The organism is Paenibacillus sp. D51F, from assembly GCF_053345695.1.
The window spans coordinates 677097-702264 of record NZ_JBKFAO010000001.1 but is presented as its reverse complement, the minus strand read 5'-3'; the positions used below and the strand labels follow the sequence as shown (position 1 = coordinate 702264).

Here is a 25168-nt window from a genome sequence, read left to right as displayed (position 1 = left end):
GAGGAAGGTGATGTTATGTTTACACCCAAATATTCAATAACGGACACCATAGCCCGCAGACTAATGGATATACAACGAGCCAGTGTTGTGGTGGATTTGCTTCCATTGCCCGCATCTATTCTGGATATGCTTAAGAAAGAATCGATGGAAAAGACGGTCATTCTTTCAACGAAAATTGAAGGAAACACGCTTGACGAGGCGACGAAGCGAAAAGTTTTGTACCAAACCAGCAATGACAATGAAGAGCAGGAAGTTTATAACTTAATGAAAGCTTTGGAATATCTGGATGAAGCCGAAAAAAGGCAGCTCCCGGTCACAGAGGAATTTATTAAAAAGCTGCATGCCATTATCCGAATATCGCACGGACGAAGACCGCGTGTTAGCGAGTATCGCGAAGAACAGAATCAAGTAGGCAGCCGCAATGCCTCCGGTTTTTATTTGCCGCCGGAATGGAAAGATGTCCCGGTATTAATGGAGGATTTGGTTGCCTGGGTGAACTCGCCGGAAACCTATTCGGTTCCGGTTCCTATCAAGGCTGGCATATTCATGTGGCAGTTCCTAACGATTCATCCGTATTTGGACGGAAATGGCCGAACGGCCCGGATGATCACGACATATCTTTTACGACGCGGCGGATATGGTTTAAAGGGGTTATTTGTACTCGAGAATTTCTATGACCGCAACTTGGCTGAATATTATCGACGACTCCAGTTGGGTCTCCATCACAATTATTATTTTGGGCGGAATGAAGCTGATTTGACGCCTTGGCTGGAATTCTTTATCGATGGTTTGGCGGAGGTTTTTCAAGAAGCCGCTGCCATCGTAACGGAGAAATCTGCTCAAATGACGAAAATCGAACCGGATCTAATTCGTAAGTTAGATCCCCAGCAAAGAATGGTGTTTGCTCAATTAACCTTTAAACAAGATACCCTAACGACAAGCGAAATGAGGGACCTGCTGCGTTTGTCGGACCGTTCAATAAGGGAAAAGGTAAGTCATTGGAGAGAAGAAGGATTCATTGAGCCGCGCGATCAAGACGCCAAAAGAGTTCGTTCGATTAAATTATCTGCGGAATACGAGAAGCTGGCTCAAGAAATTCGAACTGCGCCGGATAAATTCGCCCATTTTCTAAAATGATTGCAGCACTGCGATCTCAAGTTGAGATGCCGCAGTGCTTTTTTTGTGCGCAGAACATATATTCGCTGACAATCTATGGTCGTTGCGATCCGTCATAATGAAGGAAAGACATGCGGGAGAGAGTACAGTGGATCAACCGATCTATATCGCCGTCACAGGCACGCAGCATTACTACGGAGCAGCATTTCTAAAGCCGGGTCAGGTCGTTCACTTGATCAAAGACCCGGATAATCCGCATGACCATGAAGCGATAAAGGTGGATATGATCCCTTTGGGCAAAATCGGCTATGTCGCCAACAGTCCGCATACCGTACCGAAAGGATGCCGCAGCGCCGGCCGGATTTATGATAGGTTTGAGCATCATGTTTGCGGCATGGTGCGATTTGTCGTTAAGGATACGGCAATTGTTGAACTTACGCCGGGTCTAGAGGAAGTTTACATCATCAAAACGACAGAGAACGTTGCGTTTTCTCCTTATAGGCAGGAAGAACCAGGTAAAGTGTAGAATCCCAATGATGATAAGGATTTACATTCTATATGCCATGATAGGAGATATAGCATGACGGATAAAGTGATTCGGCTCTTTAAAATACTTCTCGCCATTCAATCCAATCCGGGGATTTCGGCCAAGGAGCTGGCGGACAAATGCGAGACAACGGATCGTACGATTTATAGGGACATGCGGATTTTGGACTTGATCGCACCGATTACAAACGAGGGTTACGGAAAAGGGTACCGTTTTGTCGGTAATTTCGCCATGTACCCGCTGAATTTCACGGAGCAGGAAGCGTTGGTGTTCTCTGTCCTGCCCTCCGTGTTGGACACCAGCAAATTGCCTCCAGGCTTTGAATCCGCCTACAACAAGGTGATGGCTACCCATGTGAAAGAAACCCGGAAGCGGTACGATACACTGGAAAATGTCGCAGACATGATCCAAATGGGCACCCCGGCTTATCGGGAGAACAGTGCCAACTTCTTGCTGTCCATCATGGAAGCGATTATCGCCAGTAAGACGATCAGGGCTGTTTACCATACCCAGAGCCGGAATGAATTGACGGAGCGCCAAATTGATCCGTACTATTTGGTCCCGCGGGATCAACGGTTTTACTTGATCGGCTATTGTCATTCCAAGCAGGACATTCGCACGTTTCGTATAAGCCGTTTCCGCCATGTAGAGTTGACAAGTAATCGATTCGACAAGGGTGATTTTAACATTGCTCAGTATATGAAGCATACCTGGTCGATTGAACGCGGGGATTCTTTAATCACTTTCAAGATTAAATTCCATCCGGATGTCGCCCGCTATGTGAAGGAAGAAGAATTGTTCGTGAGACCGAAGATGACCGATCTGCCGGACGGCAGCTTATTATTCGAGGTCACCGTCAACCACGAGCGGGAGTTTATGAATTGGGTGGTTCAGTACGGACCTTCAGCGGAGATTTTAGAGCCTGCATCTGTCCGGGAAAAGCTCAAGGAACAGCTACAGCGTTGGGGGAAGTTGTATGGGCAGTAAGGTGCTGTTGTTGAAAGATAGACGAAAGGAAGGTATCCCTTTTGAAAATAGCAGGCACGTTTCTAGAACGTTTATATGATGCAATCCGTAGAGAGCCATTTCGCCGCAAAATTGTTATTGCTCCTTCCTACATCGAAGGACAGTCCTGGTTGATGCGAATATGCCGGGAATTAGGGCCGGTTATGAATGTGGAGGTCCAAACGGTTCAATCCTTTGTAAGAAGTCAGGTTCAGTTCTCCCTGTATCAACAAGGGCTGACTTTAATCGGGGAACAGCGGTCCTTTTGGATTATCCATCATGTCATGGAACAAATGGCTTCCAAGCCGGATTCCTACATCGCGGTGGATCAAGTAAAGCCTGGTATTGCCATGCATGTTCACCAAGCCATTATGGATCTGCGCCGTGCCGGAGTGAGAGCGGGGGAGCTTCGAGACGACCACTTTATGAGCCAGCAAAAAGGCAGCTATGTCAAAAAGGTGCTGTCAGCGTATGAGCGCTTTCTGAATCAGCGGAGCTGGATCGATTTCCCCGGCCTTTTGTCGCATTTACCAACCCAATTGCCGGAAAACGTGGAGCTTATTCTGCCAGACCCTATGCCGCTTTCACCGGTTTCCGCTCGAATGCTGGAGCGGTTGTCAAACGGACGGATGACGAGGATTATTGCGGATTCTTCCTTCACTGACGTTCAATCCACATTGCCGTTCGGAGAGGTTCAGTTCTATCATGCGACCGGAAGGCTGGCGGAGGTTCGCGAAGCATTGAGACGAATCATTCAGTGTAGGATTCCATTGGATGAAGTGGAGATGATCGTCCCGGATGAAGAATATGCGTTGGTTATTTCGACCATGTGTGCTTCTTTCGGTCTTCCCTCTTCCTTTGCAGACGGGCTGCCTGTGATTACATCCAGAATGGGAAGAGCCGCACATTTCCTACTGAACTGGTTAGAGTCCGGTTACCAATTGAGGCAGCTAACATCGATGCTACAGCAGCAATTGATCACTTTCTCCGATCGTGACCAAAGAATAACGAATGCAGATTGTATTCGAGCCCTGGAGAAAAGCGGAATCGGCTGGGGGAAAGAACGGTATATCAAGTTGCTGGTGGCAGGGCATGTTCGGTCCCAAGGGGATTCAGATGAAAAACCCGAAGAACGGGAGCGGACGGAACAACAACAGCGGGATGACGAGATCAAGAAGCATCTGACAAACCTCCTGGGAGAATTGTTTCCTGACGAAGCGGCGCTCTCCTCTCCTAAGGGAATCTGGGGATGGCTCGTTAACATCTTGGATCGATTTGGTGTATGCGGAACGGAAGAGGATGCGATCGTCCTGCAAGAAATGAAAGGTATCGCTAAAGAACTGCAGGAATGTCCTGTTCCGGACTCGATGCCGTTTCAGCAAATGTTCTTGTATGCCCGAGACATGCTGCAGGAACTTCGAGTCGGGGTGCAACGGTTACCCAAGCCCGGATTCCTGTACATATCGAGTTTGGCGAACGGGGGGATCAGCGGGAGAAAACATACGTTTCTTCTCGGGATGGATGAACAGTCGTGGTCCGGGAATATCAGGCAAAATCCCATGCTTCTCGATGAAGAGTGCAGACGGATCGATGCCGGGCTTCAAACAGCCGTGCAGAGACAAAGAGATCGGCAACGCCTTCGTGATGGTCGGCTTGGGATGATAAGTGGCAATATCACATTTAGCTTCTCGTCGTATGACTTGGCAGAAGGAGCGACAGCAAGCCCGGCTTTTCAACTTCTACAGGTATTCCGAAAAGTATCCGGAAAAACGAATGCGGACTATGAGATGTTGCACCGAAGCTTAGGCGAACCTGTCGGGTATTTGGATGTAGAGCAGCCATCCTCTACTGAGCTAAATGGACTGCCATTGGACGGCTCTCATTATGTCTTCCGACAAATCCATGCGAATGTAAACCTTATGAGGGACCGGCAATCCTTCATCGAATCGGTCTATCCGTCGCTTCGTCAAGGCAGACTTGCACTCGAGGCGCGTGGCAGCTCGCAAGTGACGGAGCATGACGGATATATAGCGGGGGATGAATGGACTGATTATTGGAAAGACCGGGACGAACGGACGCTTAGCGCAAGTCAATTGGAGAAGTACGCGGAATGTCCGATGCGGTACTTTTTCCAATATGTGCTCAGGATTCGCGTGAAAGATCAGGTGACTTTTGACCGTACCTCCTGGCTGAAGCCGAATGAAAGAGGCTCGCTGCTGCACGAGGTTTATCGTCGTTATATGACGGAAGTCAACGCAAGTAAAGTCATGCCTATTACACACGATCATGCCCGTTTGCTTCGTATTGCGGAGGAGACGATTCTCTTGTATGCCGAGCGGATTCCGGCACCGAGCCCTCATGTGTTTGAGAGGGAACGGCAAGCGATGCTCCGGGATGTGGACGTGTTCTATCGCATGGAATTGCAGGCTAAGACGGCTCCCCGGTTTTTCGAACAAGAGCTCATCGTGGACGGCCAGCCGTTGCACCTTGAGCTTGGCGAGGACATGGCGATTACGCTGCGCGGGATCGTCGACCGGATCGATCAAGTTGCGCCGCATCAATATCGGATTATCGACTATAAGACCGGCAGTCCTCGGCCTTACAAGGAAAATGGCATGTTCGCAGGCGGTACGCAGCTGCAACACGCGCTTTACGCAATGGGGACGGAGCTATGGATGCGGCAAACGGGTGTGGATTCTGATGCAAAAGTGCTTGAAGCGTCTTACGTCTTTCCAAGCGAACGGGGGCACGGGCAAGTGATTGCACGCCCGCAAACCGAACGGAATCGAGTCACCGCGGTGATCCGGGGAATCCTTTTGTCGATGGAACAGGGATTGTTTATTCCCGCTTCAAATCCTGCGGTCTGCCGATATTGCGACTATGCGGCTGTATGCGGAGAGCACGCAGAGATGATGGCCCATAAGCGAAAGGATGAAGCAAATTCGGAACTACTGCACACGCTGCTGGAGGTGGAGAACATTGAATGAACCATCCGATCAACAAGCTAGAAAGAGGATAGTGGAAGAGCTTGATACAACTTTTCTGGTAGAAGCCGGTGCAGGCTCGGGCAAGACAACCAGCTTGGTCGGCAGATTGCTGGCGCTCATCGAGTCCGGAACGGCGAAGATGGAGCATATTGCGGCGATCACCTTTACGAATAAAGCGGCGGATGAGATGAAGGAGCGTTTCCGTATTGCTCTGGAGCGGAAAGCGGCTGATGTTGAAGGAGAAAATAGAGACCGATTGGAAGAAGCTTTGGCCAATCTGGATCAAATCTTCATTGGAACGATCCATGCGTTCTGTTCCTCCATGCTTCGCGAGCGACCGATTGAGGCCGGATTGGACCCTTCTTTCGAAGAAATGGATGATGAAATGAATCGCGCGTTCCACGATCAATGCTGGGATGAATATCTGATTCAGCTGCAGGAGGAAGATAGTGAAGCACTTGCCTCCTTTACCGAGGTGGGAATCGACGTCAGCATCCTGAAGAATGTCTATGATCGGGTATCCCTTTTTACGGATCTCCAAATCCCTTGCGAACCGGTTCATTGTCCTGATTTTAACCTAATCCGGCTCTCCCTGCTTCCCATGATCGAAGAAGCCAACAGGTTTCTACCGACAGCTGAACCGGAAAAAGGGTGGGATAATCTTCAGGCAAAACTGCGTACTGCTAATCGTATGCTGCGGTTGTCGGATGAGCAGGACAATATGCTGATGCTAACACTTGCGAAGATGTTTGACTTTAAACTGGATGTGAAGCAATACAAATGGACGGATAAGAAGCAAGCCAAAGCCATCTCCGAACGATTTCATGATTGGCAGATCACGGTCCTGTTCCCCTTTCTTCAATCGTGGCGGGAATATCTGTATCCGAAGGTCATTCAATTTGTCTTGCCTGCATTGGAGTATTGCAGAGAACGGCGATTGCAGGAAGGGAAGCTGAACTTTCAGGATCTTCTGATGAATGCATGCCGTCTGTTGCGTGATTACCCGGAGGTTCGAGCGTTTTTCGCCGGGCGCTACCAACGGGTAATGGTCGACGAATTTCAGGACACCGACCCGGTCCAAGCGGAAATGATGTTTCTCTTAACGGGGGGCGGGGATGATCCGAATGAACGAAATTGGCGGAAGCTTACTCCAAAGCCGGGTTCTTTGTTCCTCGTAGGAGACCCGAAACAGTCCATCTATCGTTTCCGCCGCGCGGATATTTCCATTTATAACGAGGTGAAATCGAGGATTCACGCATGTGGAGATGTTCTTCACTTGACCAGCAATTTCCGATCCGTCGATGCGATCGGCGATTTTGTGAATGGGCAATTCGTCGGCAAGCTTCCCGTTTGGGAAAGCGAGGTTCAAGCGGCGTATGTCCGGATGGAAACGAATATACCCAATCCCAAAGTAAACAAGAAAGCGAACCACGGGATCTATGCGCTTACGTATCCGAAAATTCCGGGAGGCAAGGATGCAGTAGCGGCAGTTGACGCAGAGCGTATAGCCACAACTATTGCGTGGGCTTGCCGAGATGGGAATATGCACATTCAGGAGCGGAATGGCGCAACTTGGGTGTATAGAGAGGCGCGGCCTAGTGATTTTCTGATTTTGGCAAGAACAAGGCATTATTTGCACCTATACGCGGAAGAGTTGGAGAAGAGGGGGGTAGCCGCGGAAACGGTCGGAAGCTCCGCCTTATATCCCGAGCTTCATACACTTGGACAATTAGCTCTCTATCTGGCCGATCCGTCTGACCATGTGGCGATGCTGAGCGTCTTGCGCGGGCCTCTATTCGGTATTAGCGACAAGGAACTGATAGCGTATCGTGCTCAAGGAAATGCATGGTCAATTTATCGGCTGCCGGAGGAAACAGAAGAACGGGGCAATCTTGTTACCGCTGCATTATGGAAATTGCGGCAATATGCCGGCTGGGTCAAGGAAATGCCTGCATGGGCAGCACTACACCGCATTATAGAGGACACCGGTCTTTTACCTTATTCTAGTATACAAGAAGCTGGTGCCAATCGTTCTGGAACTCTTCTCAAGATGCTGGAGCTCTTGCAGCGTGGCGCCTTGCTTGCATCGGATTGGCATGAACTGGCGCAGGCGATATCGGCCATTCGGGAGAGCAAAGGGATGGAAACTGCCAGTCTCTATACGGGCAAAGGTCAAGCGGTACGGATCATGAATGTGCATAAGGCAAAAGGCCTGGAAGCGCCTGTCGTGTTTCTCGCTTGTCCTTGCGGGGACAAGGATCATGACGCTGACCAGTTTGTTGATCGTTCGGAGACAGAGGCAGCGGGCTATTTCCTGATCCAACAATCGAAAGGATTTCAGAAAGAAACGATTGCCCAGCCGGTAGGTTGGGAATCGATGAGCGTGCGGGAACGAGCCTTCATGCATGCGGAGCGGGATCGTCTTCTCTATGTCGCGGCGACACGAGCAAAACAAATGTTGGTTGTCAGCCTCTACCCTGAGCAGCCGGCGAAATGCCCGTGGAGCTCGCTAGTGGGGGGGATGGATCATATCCGGGAGATAGATGTTCCGGAAGCGGATGTAGGGACTGAAGAAAGTGATGAGGAAATGGAGCGAGATATCGCATCAATCGATTTGGGGGCTTACTTGGCTCAGAGGGAGCAGGTGTTCCATCAACTGCGCCAACTGACCTATGCCGAAGCAACCGTTACTGGACTGACGAAGAGCATGGGCGAAACACCGGAATGGTCAGCCACTGGGTGGGGCCAATCATTCGGCAGCGTAATCCATAAGGGACTTGAGGTGGTCGGAAAAGGCCTTCCGATGAGTGAATTGCCTGATTACGTTCAATATCTCTGCCAAGTCGAAGGGGTTGCAGAGAAGATTGCTGGAGATGCTCTTCCTATACTCCGAGAAGTGCTGGATAGCGAACTCTGGCAGCGAAGTCAACGAGCAAAGCAGCGGTTGTTTGAGATCCCGATCATGATGCATCAGAGAAATGGGGAGGCAACGCCTTTTCCCGCAATCGAACAGGCAATATCCGAAACAGCTACCGTGGCATTGACGCATCAATCAAATAACGGCGGCAATCTCTTGGTGAAGGGTGTAATAGATTTCGCTTTCGAAGAGGATGATGGCTGGGTGATCGTCGACTTCAAAACGGATCAATTGGATGAGAGTAAATTAGAGCAGTTTGTCGGGTTTTATGCGCCTCAAGTGCAGGCTTATGCTTTGGCCTGGTCTGAAACGTTCGGTTATCGGGTGAAGGAAGCTGGGTTGTATTTTGTTAGTTTACGAAGATTTGTACCGGTAGCTGTGATTTCCGAATTGTAACTTGTGTTTTTTCACACATAAATCAAATCATCGATAATTTTTAGTATATAATCGAACATATACTAGCTGACAGACAATTGTCAGCAAAGTTCTTTATAATGATAAATGAGCTTAAGTAATCATGGGCAGGAATAAGCTTTTTAGTTGTGGAAATAGTACTTGAGATTCATTTTTTGGATATGAGTGAAAAACCGGAGTGAAGGCATATGGATAATCTGCAAGAATTAATTTCTTTGGAAATCGAGGCAACTAGAACGAAGCGAAATAGAATGTTGTTTGTCGTGGCAAATCGTGTCTCGAAAGAAAAACTGCATCGAGCTATTCATCAAATGGCGATTCCAATATTAAATGTAAATTTATTATTATCCGAGCAATTACGACAACTCCCCCCTGACAAACGGCCATTTGAGGTAGGGAGGATACTTAGGTCTCTTATTGCTAGCAATAGTAACGATGTAGTCTTCCTAGACCGTATTGAGTATTTATTCGACACGGAGTTGAGGCAGAATCCAATTCGATTATTTGAAAATTTAAGCGGAAATAAGACGCTCATTATTCATTGGCCAGGAATGATAGAAAGAGGGACTTTAACTTACGCAACATCCGAACATCCTGAATATTACTCAAGTGATACATCGTATTTAAGTTATGTAATCGAGATCTAAACTAGGAGGCAAAATGTTTATGAAATATCGTGAGCTTGTACAATTTGAGCCCATCCGCTCTATTATCGAATTAAGAACCGCTGACGACAGCATTATTGATAATTATGTAATTTCAAATCGGATGGCAGAGGTACTCAATGATATTATCATTGAGCAATTACAATTCGATCGTCCTATTGACCATAAAGGGATCATGGTTGTCGGAAACTATGGAACAGGTAAATCGCATTTAATGAGTGTTATTGCTGCAATAGCGGAATATCCGGGTACAAGTGCCCGACTGCAAAATCAGGAAGTTGCGGCTAAAGCCAAGGAGATCGAAGGAAAGTTTAAGGTGCTTCGAATCGAGTTCGATGGTATTGACATGCCTTTCCGGGAAGTGCTGTTTCGAGAGATGACTGAATACTTACATAGTATTGGTGTTAGCTATGAGATGCCAGAGCTTTCTCAAGTTGTCAGCAATAAAGATGAGCTCGTCAAATTAATGTCCGCTTTCCACGAGACATATCCAGATCACGGATTTATTCTCATCATAGACGAATTATTAGATTACTTGCGTAGCCGGAAAGAACAGGAACTGATGTTGGACCTTAACTTCCTCCGGGCCATGGGTGAGATTACACAGTCGACAAGGTTCCGTTTTATGACCGGTGTGCAAGAAATGTTGTTTGATAATCCGAGGTTTGCTTTTGTCGCTGAGCAATTAAGAAGAGTAAAAGAAAGAACAGTTCAAGCGATTATCGCTCGTGAAGATATAGAATTTGTCGTTTCGCAACGTCTTCTTAAGAAGAACGATACACAAAAAGCTTATATTCGGGAGCATTTGCAAAAGTTTGCTCCGTTATATGATAAATTAGGGGAGCAACTTGAGAAGTATGTGGATATGTTCCCCATTCATCCGGCTTATTTGACTTCGTTCCAGAAAGTTAAGATTGCAGAGAAACGTGTTGCTTTAACGACGGTTAGCGATGAGATAGATAAACTACTTGATCAAGAGGTTCCGGCAGATAGCCCGGGGATCGTTTCATTTGATAGTTACTGGACCTATATACAATCCGATAGCACATTACGCTCAGATCCAGATGTTCGGGAAGTGATGGAGAAAGCAGATGTTCTGCTAGATCGGGTTGAATACTCATTCCAAAAACCTTCATATAAACCAATGGCCAAACGAATCGTTCAGGCTCTATCTGTCTTCCGACTTACAACGGATGATCTAAGAGTTCGGATTGGCATGACACCATCGGAAATGCGGGACCAATTGTTCTTGTTCGATAAGAACTGTGACATGGACGTAGAATTTCTCGATACTACCATCGAGTCAACACTTAAAGAGATATTGAAATCGGTTAGCTATCAATTTATTTCCACCAATCAAGAAAACGGACAGTACTATCTTGATCTTGACAAGGATGTTCCTGTAGACGATCACATTGCAAGTAAAGCGGAAACGTTAAGCGGAGAGCAGTTAGATCGTTATTATTTTCAAGTGCTTCAACAAGTTCTTGAGCTTACTCCAGCTACTTATAAAACCGGCTACCGTATTTGGTCATATGAACTTGATTGGTATAATCATAAGGCAACAAGACCTGGTTATCTTTTCTTTGGAGCACCAAATGAACGTTCTACAGCTCAACCGGAGCAAGATTTTTATATTTATTTCTTACAAACTTTTGATGTTCCCAAATTTACGGATGAAAAGAAACCTGATGAAGTTTTCTTTGTGCTTGATACGAAGGATCAAACATTGCTCTTTATGTTGAAGCAGTATGCTGGTGCAATGGAGATGGCATCGAATACATCAACCGCAACTAGAGGACTCTATGAAGAAAAAGCCAATTATTACATTAAGGAATTAGTGGCTTGGTTTAAAGTCAATATGCCGGAAGTTTACAAAATGACATATAGAGGGATTACAAAGAAGTTAAAAGAATGGAGTTTTGCCGCACCTACTAAAGAATCAGTGCGTGATATTATTGATACAGCTGTAGATGATTGTTTTTCTGATTGGTTTGAAGAAAAGTACCCAGACTACCCGGTATTTGGTACGGATAGACCGATAAAATGGGACGCCATTAAAAATACTTATATTCCGGAAGCCTTAAGCGCAATTAATTCAACGAAAAAGACAAAAATGGCTAGGGATTTTCTAAATGGATTGGTTTTACTAGATGGTGAAAAATTAAACGTCCAAAAATCTGGATATGCCAATTGGATTATGCAGCTTCTGAACTCCAAAGGTCATAACCAGGTCGTTAATGCGTCCGAACTGCTGCATACGGATCGTATCGCCGGCGGGATGGAAGTCAAGAGAACAATGGAGTTCAAATTAGAACCGGAACTGCTGGCGGTATTATTGGTAGCGCTAGTTTATAGCGGTGACATCGAAATCACAATCAACGGCACGACATATAACTCAATGAAACTTGATGACTTAATCCGTCTTAAACCAGAAGGCATCATGGAATTTTCCCATATTAAAAAGCCTTCCGATTTGCCGTTAGCGGAATTACGAGCATTATTTGATCTGTTTGCAATTAGTCATGGACTTCTCCAACCCCAATCTCAAGCAACTGGGGTCGCTCAGTTGCAAGTGGAAGTGGAGAAGTTGTTGAAAGAGATCGTAAAGTTGGAGCAAGATATTAAATCCGGGATTCCAACATGGGATTTTCCATTGCTCCCTGAGAATGAAATTAAAGAAAATCAACAGAAACTACGGAAACTCAACGAGTTTTTACAAAGCCTAAGTGTGTACAATACACCGGCTAGATTGAAAAATTTCAAATACTCAATTGCCGATATCGAGACAATACAAGAGCATTTATATCTGGCTAAACAGTTAAGAACGTTAGAACAAAGGACAATCGATGTAACGCAAAAAGCGCAGTATATCGTTAATGCATTAAACCATGTGCAAGTGAAACATGAATGGCATGCGAAAGCGGAGGGGGCACTAGAAGACATTCTTCATGCCTTGAAATCCGGAGGAGATTGCCAAAAGGAGATTCAAAGCTTACAGAAACTGAAAGAACAGTATATCGATCTATATTACACGATGCATAGCGGCGCTAGACTCGGTATTACGGATCAAAATAAGAGGGATCAAGTACTACAAGATGGCAGATATGCAACGTTACGTCAATTGACGAGTATCTCCATCTTACCTTCAAGACAACTGGAGGAATGGAAGTCAAAGTTGGACCAGCTTAAGTTCTGCTGGAATTTGAAGAAGGATGATTTGGAACATTCGGTGATTTGTCCTCATTGCCGATATCGTCCGAAGGATGAGCCTTACGTTCAACAAGTGAGTATTGCAAAGATGAATGAGGAACTTGATGAGTTGGTATCATCCTGGACGGGAACTGTAATAAGTACGCTGAATGACCTTGAGATCAAAGAAAATATTACATTACTTAATGCAGAGCAAAAGCAACTAATCGAACAATTCATCCAAGAAGGAAAATTCTCATCCCCTGTAGACTTAAAATTAGTCCAAACATTGAAGGACCTGTTTGAAGGGATACGTAAAGTGGAACTATCAGTAGAGCAATTATTCCAGATGGCTGGGAATGGCCACCCATTGACGGTAGAGGAGTTGAGAAGCCGTTTTGAAGAACTAGTCCGGAATCATATTGGTACTGGCCACGGCAATCGAGTAAGGATTTTACTACGGAAAGGTGAAATAGAGAATGGCTGATAAGGTTGAACAACTTGAATTTGCTAATGCGAATCAAACAGCCCAAACAGGTCCTGTGACCTGTTTGGGCATGACGTTTGAAAATGATGAAGCCCGTCGCGCTTACTTTACGGAAGAATTGAGAAAGAAACTTCCGGAACTTAGAAAGATCGAAGGATTCCCCATCGGTGAGGATGAGGATATACTTACCCTGTCTGATCCGCCATATTATACGGCGTGTCCGAATCCTTGGATTGAGGACTTTGTGAAAGAGTGGGAATCATCGAAGCCCGAAAGACAGAATGATCACCAATATCGCCGGGAGCCTTTTACTGCTGATGTAAGTGAAGGTAAAAACGATCCAATCTATAACGCCCATAGTTATCATACCAAAGTTCCTCATAAAGCTATCATGCGATACATTCTTCATTATACTGAACCAGGCGATATTGTTGTTGATGGGTTTTGTGGGACAGGTATGACAGGTGTTGCAGCACAAATGTGTGGGGACCGAGGTGCAGTTCTTGAATTGGGTTACAAAGTGGATAACGAAGGAACGATTTATAAAGCGGAGGCTTCTGATGATGGAAATAAAACAACCTTTATTCCATTTTCCAAATTGGGAGCCCGTCATGTTGTTCTAAACGATCTATCTCCCGCCGCAACTTTTATAGCGTATAATTATAATACACCTGTAAATGTGACTAATTTTGAAAAAGAAGCAAAAAGAATTTTAAATGAAGTTGAAGATGAATGTGGCTGGATGTATGAAACGAAGCATTCGGATGGGCACATTGGGAAAATTAATTATACCGTATGGTCTGATGTATTTATTTGCCCAGAATGTACCCAAGAAGTTGTGTTTTGGGAAACCGCTGTTGATAAAGTAACCCGTACAGTTTTAGATGTATTCTCGTGCCCTAACTGTTCATCAAAATTATCAAAAAGAAATATGGAACGCGCCTGGGTGATTAATTTTGATACAGCTACTGGACAATCTGTAAAACAAGCTAAGCAAGTCCCGGTGCTCATTAATTACAAAGTGGGAGCCAAGCGTTTTGAAAAAACACCTGATGACTTTGATTTAATGTTGATAGAGAGAATCAATAATAAACAAATCCCTCACTGGTTTCCAACTGAACGATTGATGGAAGGTCAAGAAACGCGAAGGAATGAACCAATAGGTATTACTAATATGCATCATTTCTATACAAAGAGGAACCTTTGGGTTTTGTCGGCTTTGCTACACAAAAGTCCCCTATCACATAAGATTGTATTTCAGTCAATAGTCGCCACTTTGTGCTCAAGACTTGTCCGTTATAATATGGGCAACCGTGGTAACGGTCCTTTGAGCGGTACACTTTATATTTCATCACTGAATGCAGAAACAAATGTTTTAAATGCTGCTTCGGGAAAAGTAATGGATTTCGCTCGTGCCTTTGTTGTCAAAGGAAGAAACTTGATTCAGTGCCAAAGCTTTGAGAACACAATGATTCCAACGGAAAGCTTGGACTATATATTTATTGATCCTCCATTTGGGGCAAATATAAATTATTCCGAGCTGAATTCGATGTGGGAGTCTTGGCTTAAGGTAAATACCAATATTGTTCCTGAGGCTATCGAACACACTATTCAAGGTAAAGGATTAAATGAATATAGGAAACTCATGACTGATTGCTTCAAGGAAGCATTTCGCACATTAAAACCAGGCCGTTGGATGACAGTTGAGTTTTCAAATACTAAAGCATCTGTTTGGAATAGCATTCAATCGGCTATTACAGAGGCAGGTTTTGTAGTAGCTAACGTATCAGCGTTAGATAAGAAACAGGGGAGTTTTAAAGCTGTTACGACAACTACCGCAGTAAAACAGGATTTGGTTATTTCTGCATATAAACCTTCGAATGAAATGAAGTTGGAAATTCTCGAGTATCAATCCACAGACGATTCTGCATGGACATTTGTTAGAAATCATTTAAAGCAATTGCCTGTTCATATTGGACAGAGGGGATCTTCGGAATTAGTAGTAGAGAGGACCCCAAGAGTCTTGTTTGATCGAATGGTTTCATATCACGTGCAAAACGGTTTAAATGTGCCTCTCTCATCGGCCGAGTTCCAAGCAGGGATCGAACAAAGATTCCCTATGAGGGATGGTATGGCTTTTCTCGAAACTCAAGTCGCAGAATACGATAAAAAAAGGATTCAGGCGAAAGAGTTTATCCAGCTTAGCCTCTTTGTCTCAGACGAGAACAGTGCAATTGAATGGATCCGTCAGCAACTGCTCAAGAAACCACAAACGCGGCAAGATTTGCATCCTAACTTTATGAAGGAGATACAACATATAGCTAAACATGAAATGTTGCCGGAACTGGATGTTCTTCTTGAGCAGAATTTTCTAATGTATGATGGCGAAGGTAATGTCCCGAGTCAGATTCACGCTTATTTAAGCACGGATTTTAAGGACCTTCGTGGTTTGTCTAAAAGTGATTTGAAGTTAATTGAAAAAGCTAAGAACCGGTGGTATGTACCAGATCCGAACAAGCAGGCCGATCTGGAAAAGCTCCGTGAGAAGTCGCTGCTGAGAGAGTTCAACCAGTATGTTGAGGAATTGTCTAATAGTAAGAAAAAGTTGAAGCAGTTCCGCACGGAAGCGATTCGAATTGGATTTTATAAAGCGTGGACAGAGAAAAACTATCAAATTATCGTCGATATTGGAAATCGTTTGCCTGAATCGATCCTGCAAGAAGACGAGAAGCTCCTGCGATACTATGACAATGCGCAGACGAAGCTTGGGCTGTAAGGAAGTGAATAGAAATGGTCGGTTGGCGTCAAAAGGTGCTTGAATGTTTTCAAGCACCTTTCCCCCATCTTACGATTGTCAGCGATCCAGACCAATTGCTAGAAGATGAAATTATCATTTCTACATTAACGGGTCAAGGATTAGAATTGATAAAGTTTCAGGATAGAGCGTCATTTCGCTACGAAATGGAAGTCCGATGTAAGAACAATGATCAAAATGTAAACTGCGTTATTACGAGCCAATTGGATGACCTAAGAGAAATCCCTTTTGATATATGGAGTAATGCACAGAAGGTTGAATTGCGGAAAAGTAGTCTGTTCCCGGGACTTTCTGCGCATATTGTACGTCAATTGGATACTCGAACTCTAGATTTGTTATCCGATATAACTATAAGCGGCACGTTATCTTCCGAGCGTGCAACGATCGATTTTATCTTAAGAATAGTCTTCGGGTTAACCTATGATTCCGTTCATTCCCTATCCAATTGTCTGTTGCTCGCAATGCGATATCATCGTCTTCAGTGTGAAATTCCGGTACCGATACAACAATATCTGATTGAAGATCTGCAACGTCGAATTAACGATATTCCTATTCAAGATTGGATATCCTCACATCATGCTTTTTTGCAGTATTTGCAGCAGGAGTGGCAACGATTTGTTGAGAATCAATTTCCGAAATCGCATGCTTTCTGGGACCCTGAGGTACGTGCTGTGCTAAGCATGCTTTTCATCCAAGGTGATCTGTCGCCTGTATCGGTGATTCACGACTCTTTCCCTGAAGTGTTCTTCTGGGGTATATCTTATGATGGTAAGCAGCAGAAAATCGAAATGCTGAAAGAAATGGATCGGCAGGTAGAGACTTTACTTTCTTCCTCACCTGATCGCCGTACTTGGATACAGATCGCACGACTTTTCGGGAAGGCCAAAAGTATCGCATTAGAATTGAAACTCGAGGATAGGGAAAGCAAACTTTTAATAGATATGGAGGAAAGAGTTGAAGCGGGTTTTGAGCATTGGTTATCAAATCACTATGGATCGTTGGCTACATTAACCGATCGAAACGCTCCGGTTATGGTGCATAAGACGGTTGAGGTGCTCAGGCTAAAGGGGCAAGGGAAGGTTGCGCTTATTGTCTGTGATGGATTAAGTTTTGTTCAATGGGCTCAAATCGAGCAGGAGTTAATGAAAGATTTCCAGTGTGAGGTTTATGGTTCATTCGCGTGGATTCCTACCTTAACTTCTGTATCCAGACAGTCTATCTTCTCTGGCGAAATTCCGAAATTCTTCTACGATTCTATTAACACAACCTCCAAAGAGGAAAAAGCCTGGAAGTCAGTCTGGGAAAGAAATGGCGTTCCCTCAATGTATGTTACTTACGAACGCGGTTTAGGCCAAGGAGAATATGATCGATCGAATATTGCAGCATTGGCCAAATCGAATATCAAAGTTGCTGGCATTGTGGTCGATACGGTTGACCAACTCACTCACAATACCATACAAGGCCAGTTAGGCATGAATGCCGCGATTGGTGTTTGGTTGAAACAAAGATTTTTGCAATCCCTTCTTTTGGATTTGTTGAACGCGGGTTTCAATGTTTATCTTACCTCCGATCATGGAAACAAGGAAAGTAAGGGAATAGGTCGAACGAATGATGGGACACTTCCTGAAACCTTCGGAGAGCGCGTAAGGGTGTATCGCGATGTTGTCCTAAGGGATCAAGCCGCAGTACAATATTCAAGTAAACGATGGTCTGGTACGGGATTGCCGGATGATTATTACGCCCTAATCGCTCAAACAGGAGAAGCCTTCGTACGAGAAGGTGAGATTGTGGTAAGTCATGGCGGTGCAAGCATAGAAGAGGTTATTGTCCCTTTTGTCCACATTCAAAAAAGAAAATGAAGGTGCAAGATGAAAAAAGCAGTCGGCTTCGATCAAAAAATTCAACTTCATCAGCTTGATTTTATTGCGAATGAAATCCCTAGAATGTCATCAAGGGATGCATTGTACCAGTTAATTGATGAACGGCTCATGGCCGACATTGGTGGAGCAAAATCACGTGTTAACGCCCGTACGATTTTGTTTAAAATTTGGTTCTTAGTTTCAGACGAGCATATCGAGCTTCGTGACAGGGCGCTTGAGATGTTTCAACGCGCATCGAGGGAAGAAAAGCTTGTGCTTCATTGGGGGATGTGTCTCCTTGCTTATCCATTCTTCAAGGATACGGTAGAGCAGCTTGGCTACTTGTTTCACTTGCAAGATGAGGTGACTAGTGAACAGATCGGTCGGAAAATTAAAGGGCTGTATGGTGAACGGCGGAGAGTGGAAGTATCTGTGAATGCCGTACTTAGTTCACTTCGCTCCTGGGGAGTCCTTGACATGGGGAAGCGTAATTCTCATACCATGGAAGCAAAAACCAATATTTCTTCGACGGAAATAAAGAAATGGCTCGTACAAGTTATACTGATCGTTACAGGAAAGACTGTGATTGAATTAAATCATTTATCTGGAGAACCCTGTATTTTCCCATTCGAACTTAGTGTGCTTGAATCCGAGCTTTCGGGCAATTATTTGGAGGTTACACGTCAAGGAATTGGAAGGTTGTTAGTTGGGCTAAAATAAACGCTAACTCTGCTCGTGTGCGCCGCGGCAGAGTCTTTTTGCAAAGTAGGTGATCATCATGCTAGTCAAAGGCGATATTGTACGTGCTCCCCAGTTCCCAGAAACGGTGGAGATTAACAGCATTGAACTGATAGACGAGTATTTTGTTAATATTTCAGCTATTGGCCGAGAATCGAATCAATATTACGAATTGATGGTCGAACTGACCGATTTGGAGAGCTTTAAACGAATTAATGAGTCTGTTACGTCAGAAATAATAGACGCGCAAGAGTTACAACAATATCTACAGTACTTTGTCTTCTCAATGGATACAAAGTTTTCCTCTAAGCGGGCCTTGGGGAACAACAAATTGATCCCGCTCCCTCATCAAATCGAAGCTGTGTATAGCCGGATGCTTCAAACACCACAAATTCGATTTTTATTAGCGGATGATCCAGGGGCGGGCAAGACGATCATGTCCGGCATGCTTATCAAAGAGTTAATGGCACGTGACCGTATCCAAAGGGTTCTGATCCTTGTCCCGCCGCTTGTATTAAAGCAATGGCAAGAGGAACTAAGCGAGAAGTTTGGGGAACAGTTTTATATTATCAATCGTTCGACCGTTAGACAGTATGGGTCAGAGAATCCCTTTCTAAAGCATGACTTATGCCTTGCCTCCATATACTGGGCGGCGCGGGAAGAAGTGAAAACCATGCTTAGTGAAGTCGATTTTGACCTTGTTATCGTAGACGAAGCCCATAAAATGGCCGCATATACCCACGGTACGATCAATAAAAAGACGTCCAAAACGAAACTCTATCAACTTGGCGAATTGTTGCTGCGGCGCAGCGATCACTGTGTTTTACTTACTGCTACTCCGCATAAAGGGGATATGGAAAACTTCCGTCACTTAATGAGATTAGTTGATGGAGATATTTTCTCGAGTCTATCTGTCAGTGAAACATTGAGAGAGAAAGCGAACCCGTTTATTATTCGAAGATTGAAGGAGAATATTAAAAATTTTGACGGCACACCGCTTTTTCCGAAACGCACAGTGAAAACGGTTCAATATGAACTCTCTATGCCAGAGCTGCAGCTATATGAGGACGTAACAAATTACGTACGACATTATTTTAATCGGGCTATTAATTCCGGAAGTAATAGTACAGCGTTCGCTATGATGCTGCTTCAACGGCGATTGAGCTCGTCGATTGCTGCAATTGATTTATCGTTACGTCGGCGTAGGAAACGGTTACAGCGCTTACTAGAAATTACGATAAAAGAGCGCAAACAGTACATCGAAAAAGCGAAAGCCATTAATATAGATGAATATGCAGATGAGGCACTAGATTTGCAAGAAAAGATAGAGCAACAGCTCGAATTAGCTGTAGATCAAGTAGATCCGGAAGAACTCCAAATTGAAATTGATCAGTTGTCACGATTGATTAAGCAGACCGCTTTTTTGAAAACGAATGCGATCGAACGAAAGTATGATGAGCTGGAAAAGACATTGTTTGGTTTAAATGGACTCCTTAATCAAGGAGAGAAACTACTTCTGTTTACAGAATCTGCAGATACGTTGGAGTATTTGGAGAAAAGATTACTCGAACGATTGCCTAAGGTAGCAAAAATTGTTGGAAAGTTCTCCATGGATGAGCGAAGAAAGCAAGTGGAGTTATTCCGCAACGAATGTCAAGTTATGATTGCCACGGATGCCGGCGGCGAATCGATCAATCTCCAATTTTGTAATCAGATGATTAATTACGACGTCCCCTGGAATCCGAATCGATTAGAGCAACGAATGGGTAGAATCCATCGTATCGGCCAAAAAAATGATGTAGCTGTATTTAATTTGGTGGCATCCAATACTCGGGAAGGCGATGTCATGATTCGTCTGCTCGACAAGATGGATCAGATGCGTAATGATCTTGGATCGGATCTAGTTTACGATTTTATTGGTGAGATATTTAACGGTGAGGATCACGATCTTCCTTCACTCATGCAAGCTGCAATTCTAGAACGTGAAAATTTAGATGACATAATCGCATCCATGGAACGGTCGATATCGGAAGAACACCGAAGATTGCTCGAATTTGTCCAACAGGAGCGATTGACTGAAGATGCATTCGATTTGCCGAAGATGAGGCGTGAACAACATGACATCGCTGTATCGAAGCTGTCTCATCGTAGTTATGCTGAATTTGCCGAACAGGTGCTGGCCAGAAATAACATTCGTGTGTATTCATCCCAACAGGAGAAAGTAAAGCGAATTGATCGAATGCCAAAATATATCAGAGATCTGTGCAGAATGCACAATCTGCCCTATAGTCAAATGAACGAGGCAATCCGATTCACACCGTTTTCTGAATATTGTGTTGAAAATGTCATGTTGCTGTCTGACGATCATCCGTTATTTCGATTGAGCATGTTGCTTGCCCAGAAAGATCAGGACAAATTAACCATTCAAAGATTTATGGTATCGTATCCGATTCGAGAGCCGATGACAGTTGATGTTTATTTGGTCAATGTTGTTGATGGAACAGGTAAAGAATTAGATGGTGAAGTGATCTGCATCGCCAGAAGAGAAGATGGATCGGTATTAAGACTCGATAATTATTGGTTATTTCAGCAACAATTAAATGGTGAACCAATCGTTTTGGAAGTTCTAGATGATAAATCGATTCGAACAGCGGCGATCCAGCAAGCAATTACGATTAGGGATCGGGTCAAAGAGAAACGTCATCAATATTTAAACCGTGTTCTTCAGTATCTCGATCAAACCTTTACGAAGCAAATACATGAGCTGATGGACCGCAGAGCTGATTACGAACGCGATAATCATGATAATCGTAACAGTGCATTAATCAATCAATTGGATGCAAGTTTAATTGATATCGAATTACGTAAAGAAACCCGTCTAACACAGGTTGAACGACAAAAAAACATTACCATGAAACCACCAAAACGAATCATGCAACTGGAAATAGTTCCAAAAGGTGTTCCGGAGAGGTTTTTATCTGTGGACTACAAAGAGTTTGTAGAAGCCTACGAACGCCAACATGGCCGGAGCAACGTGAAAATGTTCGATCCACTAGCGAGGGTGGATTTCTATAGTGAACGTTTTAACGGTGAGCCGCGCTTCATTATTTTGACGGACAATCTAGACTTCTTTCCGTTAGAGGAACACCTTGAAGATTTTGCGGACATTGCGGAGTACACGTACGTTTACTATGTTCAAGGTAAGGTTGTGGTGGACGAGCAAAAATTGGCTCGACGTGTTCTTGTATAGCCACCTTCGCAGTAAAAAACGTGCATACCGACCTGTATTTTGATCGTCAATAATGAGCGATCTTGAACTATTTGTTGAATGATATAAAGAGAACCGTGTTCTATATTGAGTTGGAAGATGCATTATATGAGTACGATGAGGCGGATAAGGCGATCAAACCCCAGTTTCAAATTTCGTTGTTTAGAACATCATTACACCTGTCAACTTGCAAGGAACTGGAATGATCCAATGTTCTCACCCGTTACTTTAAACGCTTTTTTTTATTACAAAACGCCCAAACAAAGCGGTTATTTATTGCTTTGTTTGGGTTTTTTCGTATTTTCACAGGACTTAATGCCTAAATTGTCGAATTATCAATAAAGGGGTTTTATTCTACAGGAACGTATATTCGATGACAACCTATTGTCTAATCATTATGTTTAAATAAGATCAGCAGATATTATCGATGGAGGGATCAGGTATGGCATTTCTGAAATGCTCGGAATGCAACATTATGCTAAAGGCAATTCAAATTTCCAATAAGATTAGCCAAGTTGGGGAGCAACGATTACTTGAATATTCGCCAACCGGGATTAAATGCTCAGACTGGACTCCCGTAATTGAAAACCTCCGAGGATTCGCAGAAGGAATTTACTGTCCGTCTTGTTTTGCTATCGTTCCTCTAGAGAAAGAAGAATTTGCACTATGTGAGGATAACCGAATTCCTGGCGTCGTAAGTCATGAATTTTCATCAGAAGATGTACTGGATAAGCTGAAGAAGTTGGCCGAGGAAGAGGCCGCTGAGATTTATGTACATACACTTCCTGCCAAAGAAGCAACTTTTGCAGATATTCCTGAATCTACACCGGAGCCCATTAAGGACGCCTTGCATCGAATGGGAATTAAGCAGTTATATTCACACCAAGCAGAAACGGCCGATGCAGTCCATTCTGGTTCTAATGTTGTCTTGGTCACTTCAACATCATCCGGAAAGACGTTGTCCTATAACCTGCCGATTCTGAGTCGTTTATATAACCATCCCGAAGAACGTGCATTATACATATTTCCAACAAAAGCGCTAGCAAATGATCAGTTGGATCAAATTAGGCGTTTTGGCTTGCAACTGACGGAGAATCCTTCTTCCCTGGATGAGTGGTTTGAGACCCAGTTGCATTTGGGAGATCGTCTGATTCATATTGGTCGGCTTGATGGGGATACCGAGAATGGGCCGCGGCAGCGAATCATGGAGAAGGCACAGATATGGATGACGAATCCGGATATGATTCATTACTCCATTCTCGGGCAAGTTCAAAAGATGAAGTATGCGACCGCGCACCACATTCGAAATTATATGCGGAATCTTAAATTTATTGTGCTTGATGAGATGCATATGTACCGCGGTACATTCGGAAGTCATGTCGCATTAGTACTCAGACGCCTGCTTAAGGTTTGCCGAGAGCTTGGTAATGCACACAATATCCAGATTATCACGAGCTCAGCAACGATTGAGAACCCTGCTAGATTAGCAGAGGATCTTACGGGGCTAAGTGGCTTTACCCTCATCAATACAGATGGTTCCGCCCATCAGAAGAAGGGAATCGTCCTCTGGAATCCTGGCATGTCTGCAGACGAACAAGTCCGCCGCGCGCCTTCTACCGATGCGATTACGATGGCGAAACAAATTATGACTGTGGATCAGAAGGTGATTAAGAGCATCATTTTTCAGCCTTCTCGGAGCCAGACGATGGTATTTACCCGTTATATCAAAGACGTATTGCGCCAGCCTCTCCGACTACCTAAGGAGAAAGTGGACGGAGAGAAACTCGCGGCTTTTTATACTGGAATCCTACCGAATGATACCCGGAAACGAATTATTGAGCGGCTCAAGTCCCACGATATTCATGTCATTATTACGACCAATGCCCTTGAAGTCGGGATTGATATCGGTGATCTGAGTCTCGCCGTTCTTGTTGGTTATCCCGGATCGAAAGCGGCATTCTCCCAACAGATTGGGCGCGTAGGCCGCAAAGGCGAGGGAGTCGCTGTCTTGATCCTGCAGGACGAACCGCTTCAGCAGTATTACATGCGAAACCCACTGGAGTTTATTCACAAGGCTCCGGAAGTCGTTCGAATTAATCCAACAAATTACAAGTTGTTGGCTTTGCATATTCCCCTACTGAGAGAAGAGCTCGGGAGAGAAGTCACGAAGGAAGACTTGCAGAACATGTTCCCCGGATTAGTTGAAGACTATATCGAGACTGTTCTACAGGTTGCCGCATCAGCGAATCAAGAGGAAGTCGTTGATAAAAAGTTTAGCCTTCGATCCATCTCCGGGCAAAACTACAGCGTCACCATTCGGGGGCAGGATCAAACGATCGTTGACGGTCTGGATGAATGGAGTGCTCTTCGTGACTTTCATGAAGGCGCGATCTATTGGACTCCTGGAGAAAAAGGCTATCGAGTAGACTCTATCAATCGCAGAAAAGGCGAAATCATTCTATTGCCTATTCAAGAACTAACTTATTACACCCAATCTACTTATCGTGATGCCATCGACATTATGCAGACTTACCAGAAGCAAAATATCGAAGGAATCGATATGGCCTATGGTGAACTGGAGATCAAGCGGAGCGTTTTCGGTTATAAAAAAGTTTACTTCGGACAGAAGCATGATTCGGAGCAGGTTCAATTGGATCATCCGTCCGTCACCCGATTTACACCCGAAGGAATGTGGGTTACATTAACGGATTCCCAATGGGGTCACTTGAGGAATAACATCCAGGAATGGGTAGATGAAGGCAGACCCGTTGATCTGTTGGCCGAAGGCTCTCTTCACGCTGCAGGTCACGCTATGACTTCCGTTATTCCTGACCTCATTATTTGCGACGCGAATGATTTTACAGGTTTTTCGGCGAGCGGGATGACGGCTTTTGCGAATAGACCTGTAATCGGCTTCTATGGCGAGAACGGCTCCGGTCTCGGAACTATCGAGGCGATTTACGATAATCTCCCTCATGTGCTACGAAAAGCGCTTGAGCTTATTGAGAGCTGCCCTTGTTCTGAAGGATGTCCTAGTTGCGTCCAGCTCCCTGGTAAAGGAAATATTGAATTGTTCAAACCTGGAGCCAAAATGCTGCTGAAGATACTGATTGAGGGGAACGATTAAGAATGCCTGTAATCTGCTCTTCTTGTGGGGG

12 protein-coding genes are annotated in these 25168 nt (G+C 44.6%); all 12 read left to right on the top strand.

What is annotated here, in order from left to right; translation table 11 throughout:
• Positions 1 to 15 precede the first annotated feature (15 nt).
• Complete coding sequence (locus tag ACLBWT_RS03250) at positions 16 to 1137, top strand: Fic family protein (RefSeq protein ID WP_447661623.1); 1122 nt, start codon at positions 16 to 18, stop codon at positions 1135 to 1137.
• Positions 1138 to 1264: 127 nt separating this feature from the next.
• On the top strand, positions 1265 to 1642 hold the full coding sequence (locus ACLBWT_RS03245) for an HIRAN domain-containing protein (RefSeq protein WP_447661622.1): 378 nt from the start codon (positions 1265 to 1267) through the stop codon (positions 1640 to 1642).
• A gap of 54 nt (positions 1643 to 1696) precedes the next feature.
• On the top strand, positions 1697 to 2650 hold the full coding sequence (locus ACLBWT_RS03240; protein WP_447661621.1) for a helix-turn-helix transcriptional regulator: 954 nt from the start codon (positions 1697 to 1699) through the stop codon (positions 2648 to 2650).
• 41 nt (positions 2651 to 2691) lie between these two features.
• The gene (locus ACLBWT_RS03235; RefSeq protein WP_447661620.1) at positions 2692 to 5655 is read left to right on the top strand and encodes a PD-(D/E)XK nuclease family protein; all 2964 of its coding nucleotides are present in this window, start codon (positions 2692 to 2694) and stop codon (positions 5653 to 5655) included.
• Positions 5648 to 8968 (top strand): UvrD-helicase domain-containing protein, encoded by a 3321-nt coding sequence (locus tag ACLBWT_RS03230; RefSeq protein ID WP_447661619.1) that lies wholly within the window; start codon positions 5648 to 5650, stop codon positions 8966 to 8968. The genes ACLBWT_RS03235 and ACLBWT_RS03230 overlap by 8 nt, the downstream gene beginning before the upstream one ends.
• Before the next feature lie 206 nt (positions 8969 to 9174).
• A complete protein-coding gene (gene brxF, locus ACLBWT_RS03225) occupies positions 9175 to 9633 on the top strand; it encodes a BREX-3 system P-loop-containing protein BrxF (protein ID WP_447661618.1) in 459 nt (152 codons plus the stop codon).
• A 19-nt stretch (positions 9634 to 9652) separates the two neighbouring features.
• Complete coding sequence (locus tag ACLBWT_RS03220; protein WP_447661617.1) at positions 9653 to 13330, top strand: DUF6079 family protein; 3678 nt, start codon at positions 9653 to 9655, stop codon at positions 13328 to 13330.
• Positions 13323 to 16106 (top strand): DNA methyltransferase, encoded by a 2784-nt coding sequence (locus ACLBWT_RS03215; protein WP_447661616.1) that lies wholly within the window; start codon positions 13323 to 13325, stop codon positions 16104 to 16106. The genes ACLBWT_RS03220 and ACLBWT_RS03215 overlap by 8 nt, the downstream gene beginning before the upstream one ends.
• A gap of 14 nt (positions 16107 to 16120) precedes the next feature.
• Positions 16121 to 18004 (top strand): BREX-3 system phosphatase PglZ, encoded by a 1884-nt coding sequence (gene pglZ, locus ACLBWT_RS03210; protein WP_447661615.1) that lies wholly within the window; start codon positions 16121 to 16123, stop codon positions 18002 to 18004.
• Between the two features lie 9 nt (positions 18005 to 18013).
• Positions 18014 to 18724: a hypothetical protein gene (locus ACLBWT_RS03205; RefSeq protein ID WP_447661614.1), complete on the top strand. Its 711-nt coding sequence runs from the start codon at positions 18014 to 18016 to the stop codon at positions 18722 to 18724.
• Between the two features lie 58 nt (positions 18725 to 18782).
• Positions 18783 to 21992, top strand: a complete 3210-nt coding sequence (locus ACLBWT_RS03200) for a DEAD/DEAH box helicase (RefSeq protein WP_447661613.1) — start codon at positions 18783 to 18785, stop codon at positions 21990 to 21992.
• 460 nt (positions 21993 to 22452) lie between these two features.
• Positions 22453 to 25137, top strand: coding sequence for a DEAD/DEAH box helicase (locus ACLBWT_RS03195; RefSeq protein WP_447661612.1), 2685 nt, complete (start codon positions 22453 to 22455; stop codon positions 25135 to 25137).
• The last annotated feature ends 31 nt before the right edge of the window (positions 25138 to 25168 follow it).

What these genes read in the sequence shown, in the direction of transcription:
- ACLBWT_RS03250 (WP_447661623.1), top strand. Translation starts at nt 16, where the DNA reads ATGTTTACACCCAAATATTCAATAACGGACACCATAGCCCGCAGACTA.
- ACLBWT_RS03240 (WP_447661621.1), top strand. Translation starts at nt 1,697, where the DNA reads ATGACGGATAAAGTGATTCGGCTCTTTAAAATACTTCTCGCCATTCAA.
- brxF (WP_447661618.1), top strand. Translation starts at nt 9,175, where the DNA reads ATGGATAATCTGCAAGAATTAATTTCTTTGGAAATCGAGGCAACTAGA.
- ACLBWT_RS03220 (WP_447661617.1), top strand. Translation starts at nt 9,653, where the DNA reads ATGAAATATCGTGAGCTTGTACAATTTGAGCCCATCCGCTCTATTATC.
- ACLBWT_RS03215 (WP_447661616.1), top strand. Translation starts at nt 13,323, where the DNA reads ATGGCTGATAAGGTTGAACAACTTGAATTTGCTAATGCGAATCAAACA.
- pglZ (WP_447661615.1), top strand. Translation starts at nt 16,121, where the DNA reads ATGGTCGGTTGGCGTCAAAAGGTGCTTGAATGTTTTCAAGCACCTTTC.
- ACLBWT_RS03205 (WP_447661614.1), top strand. Translation starts at nt 18,014, where the DNA reads ATGAAAAAAGCAGTCGGCTTCGATCAAAAAATTCAACTTCATCAGCTT.
- ACLBWT_RS03200 (WP_447661613.1), top strand. Translation starts at nt 18,783, where the DNA reads ATGCTAGTCAAAGGCGATATTGTACGTGCTCCCCAGTTCCCAGAAACG.
- ACLBWT_RS03195 (WP_447661612.1), top strand. Translation starts at nt 22,453, where the DNA reads ATGGCATTTCTGAAATGCTCGGAATGCAACATTATGCTAAAGGCAATT.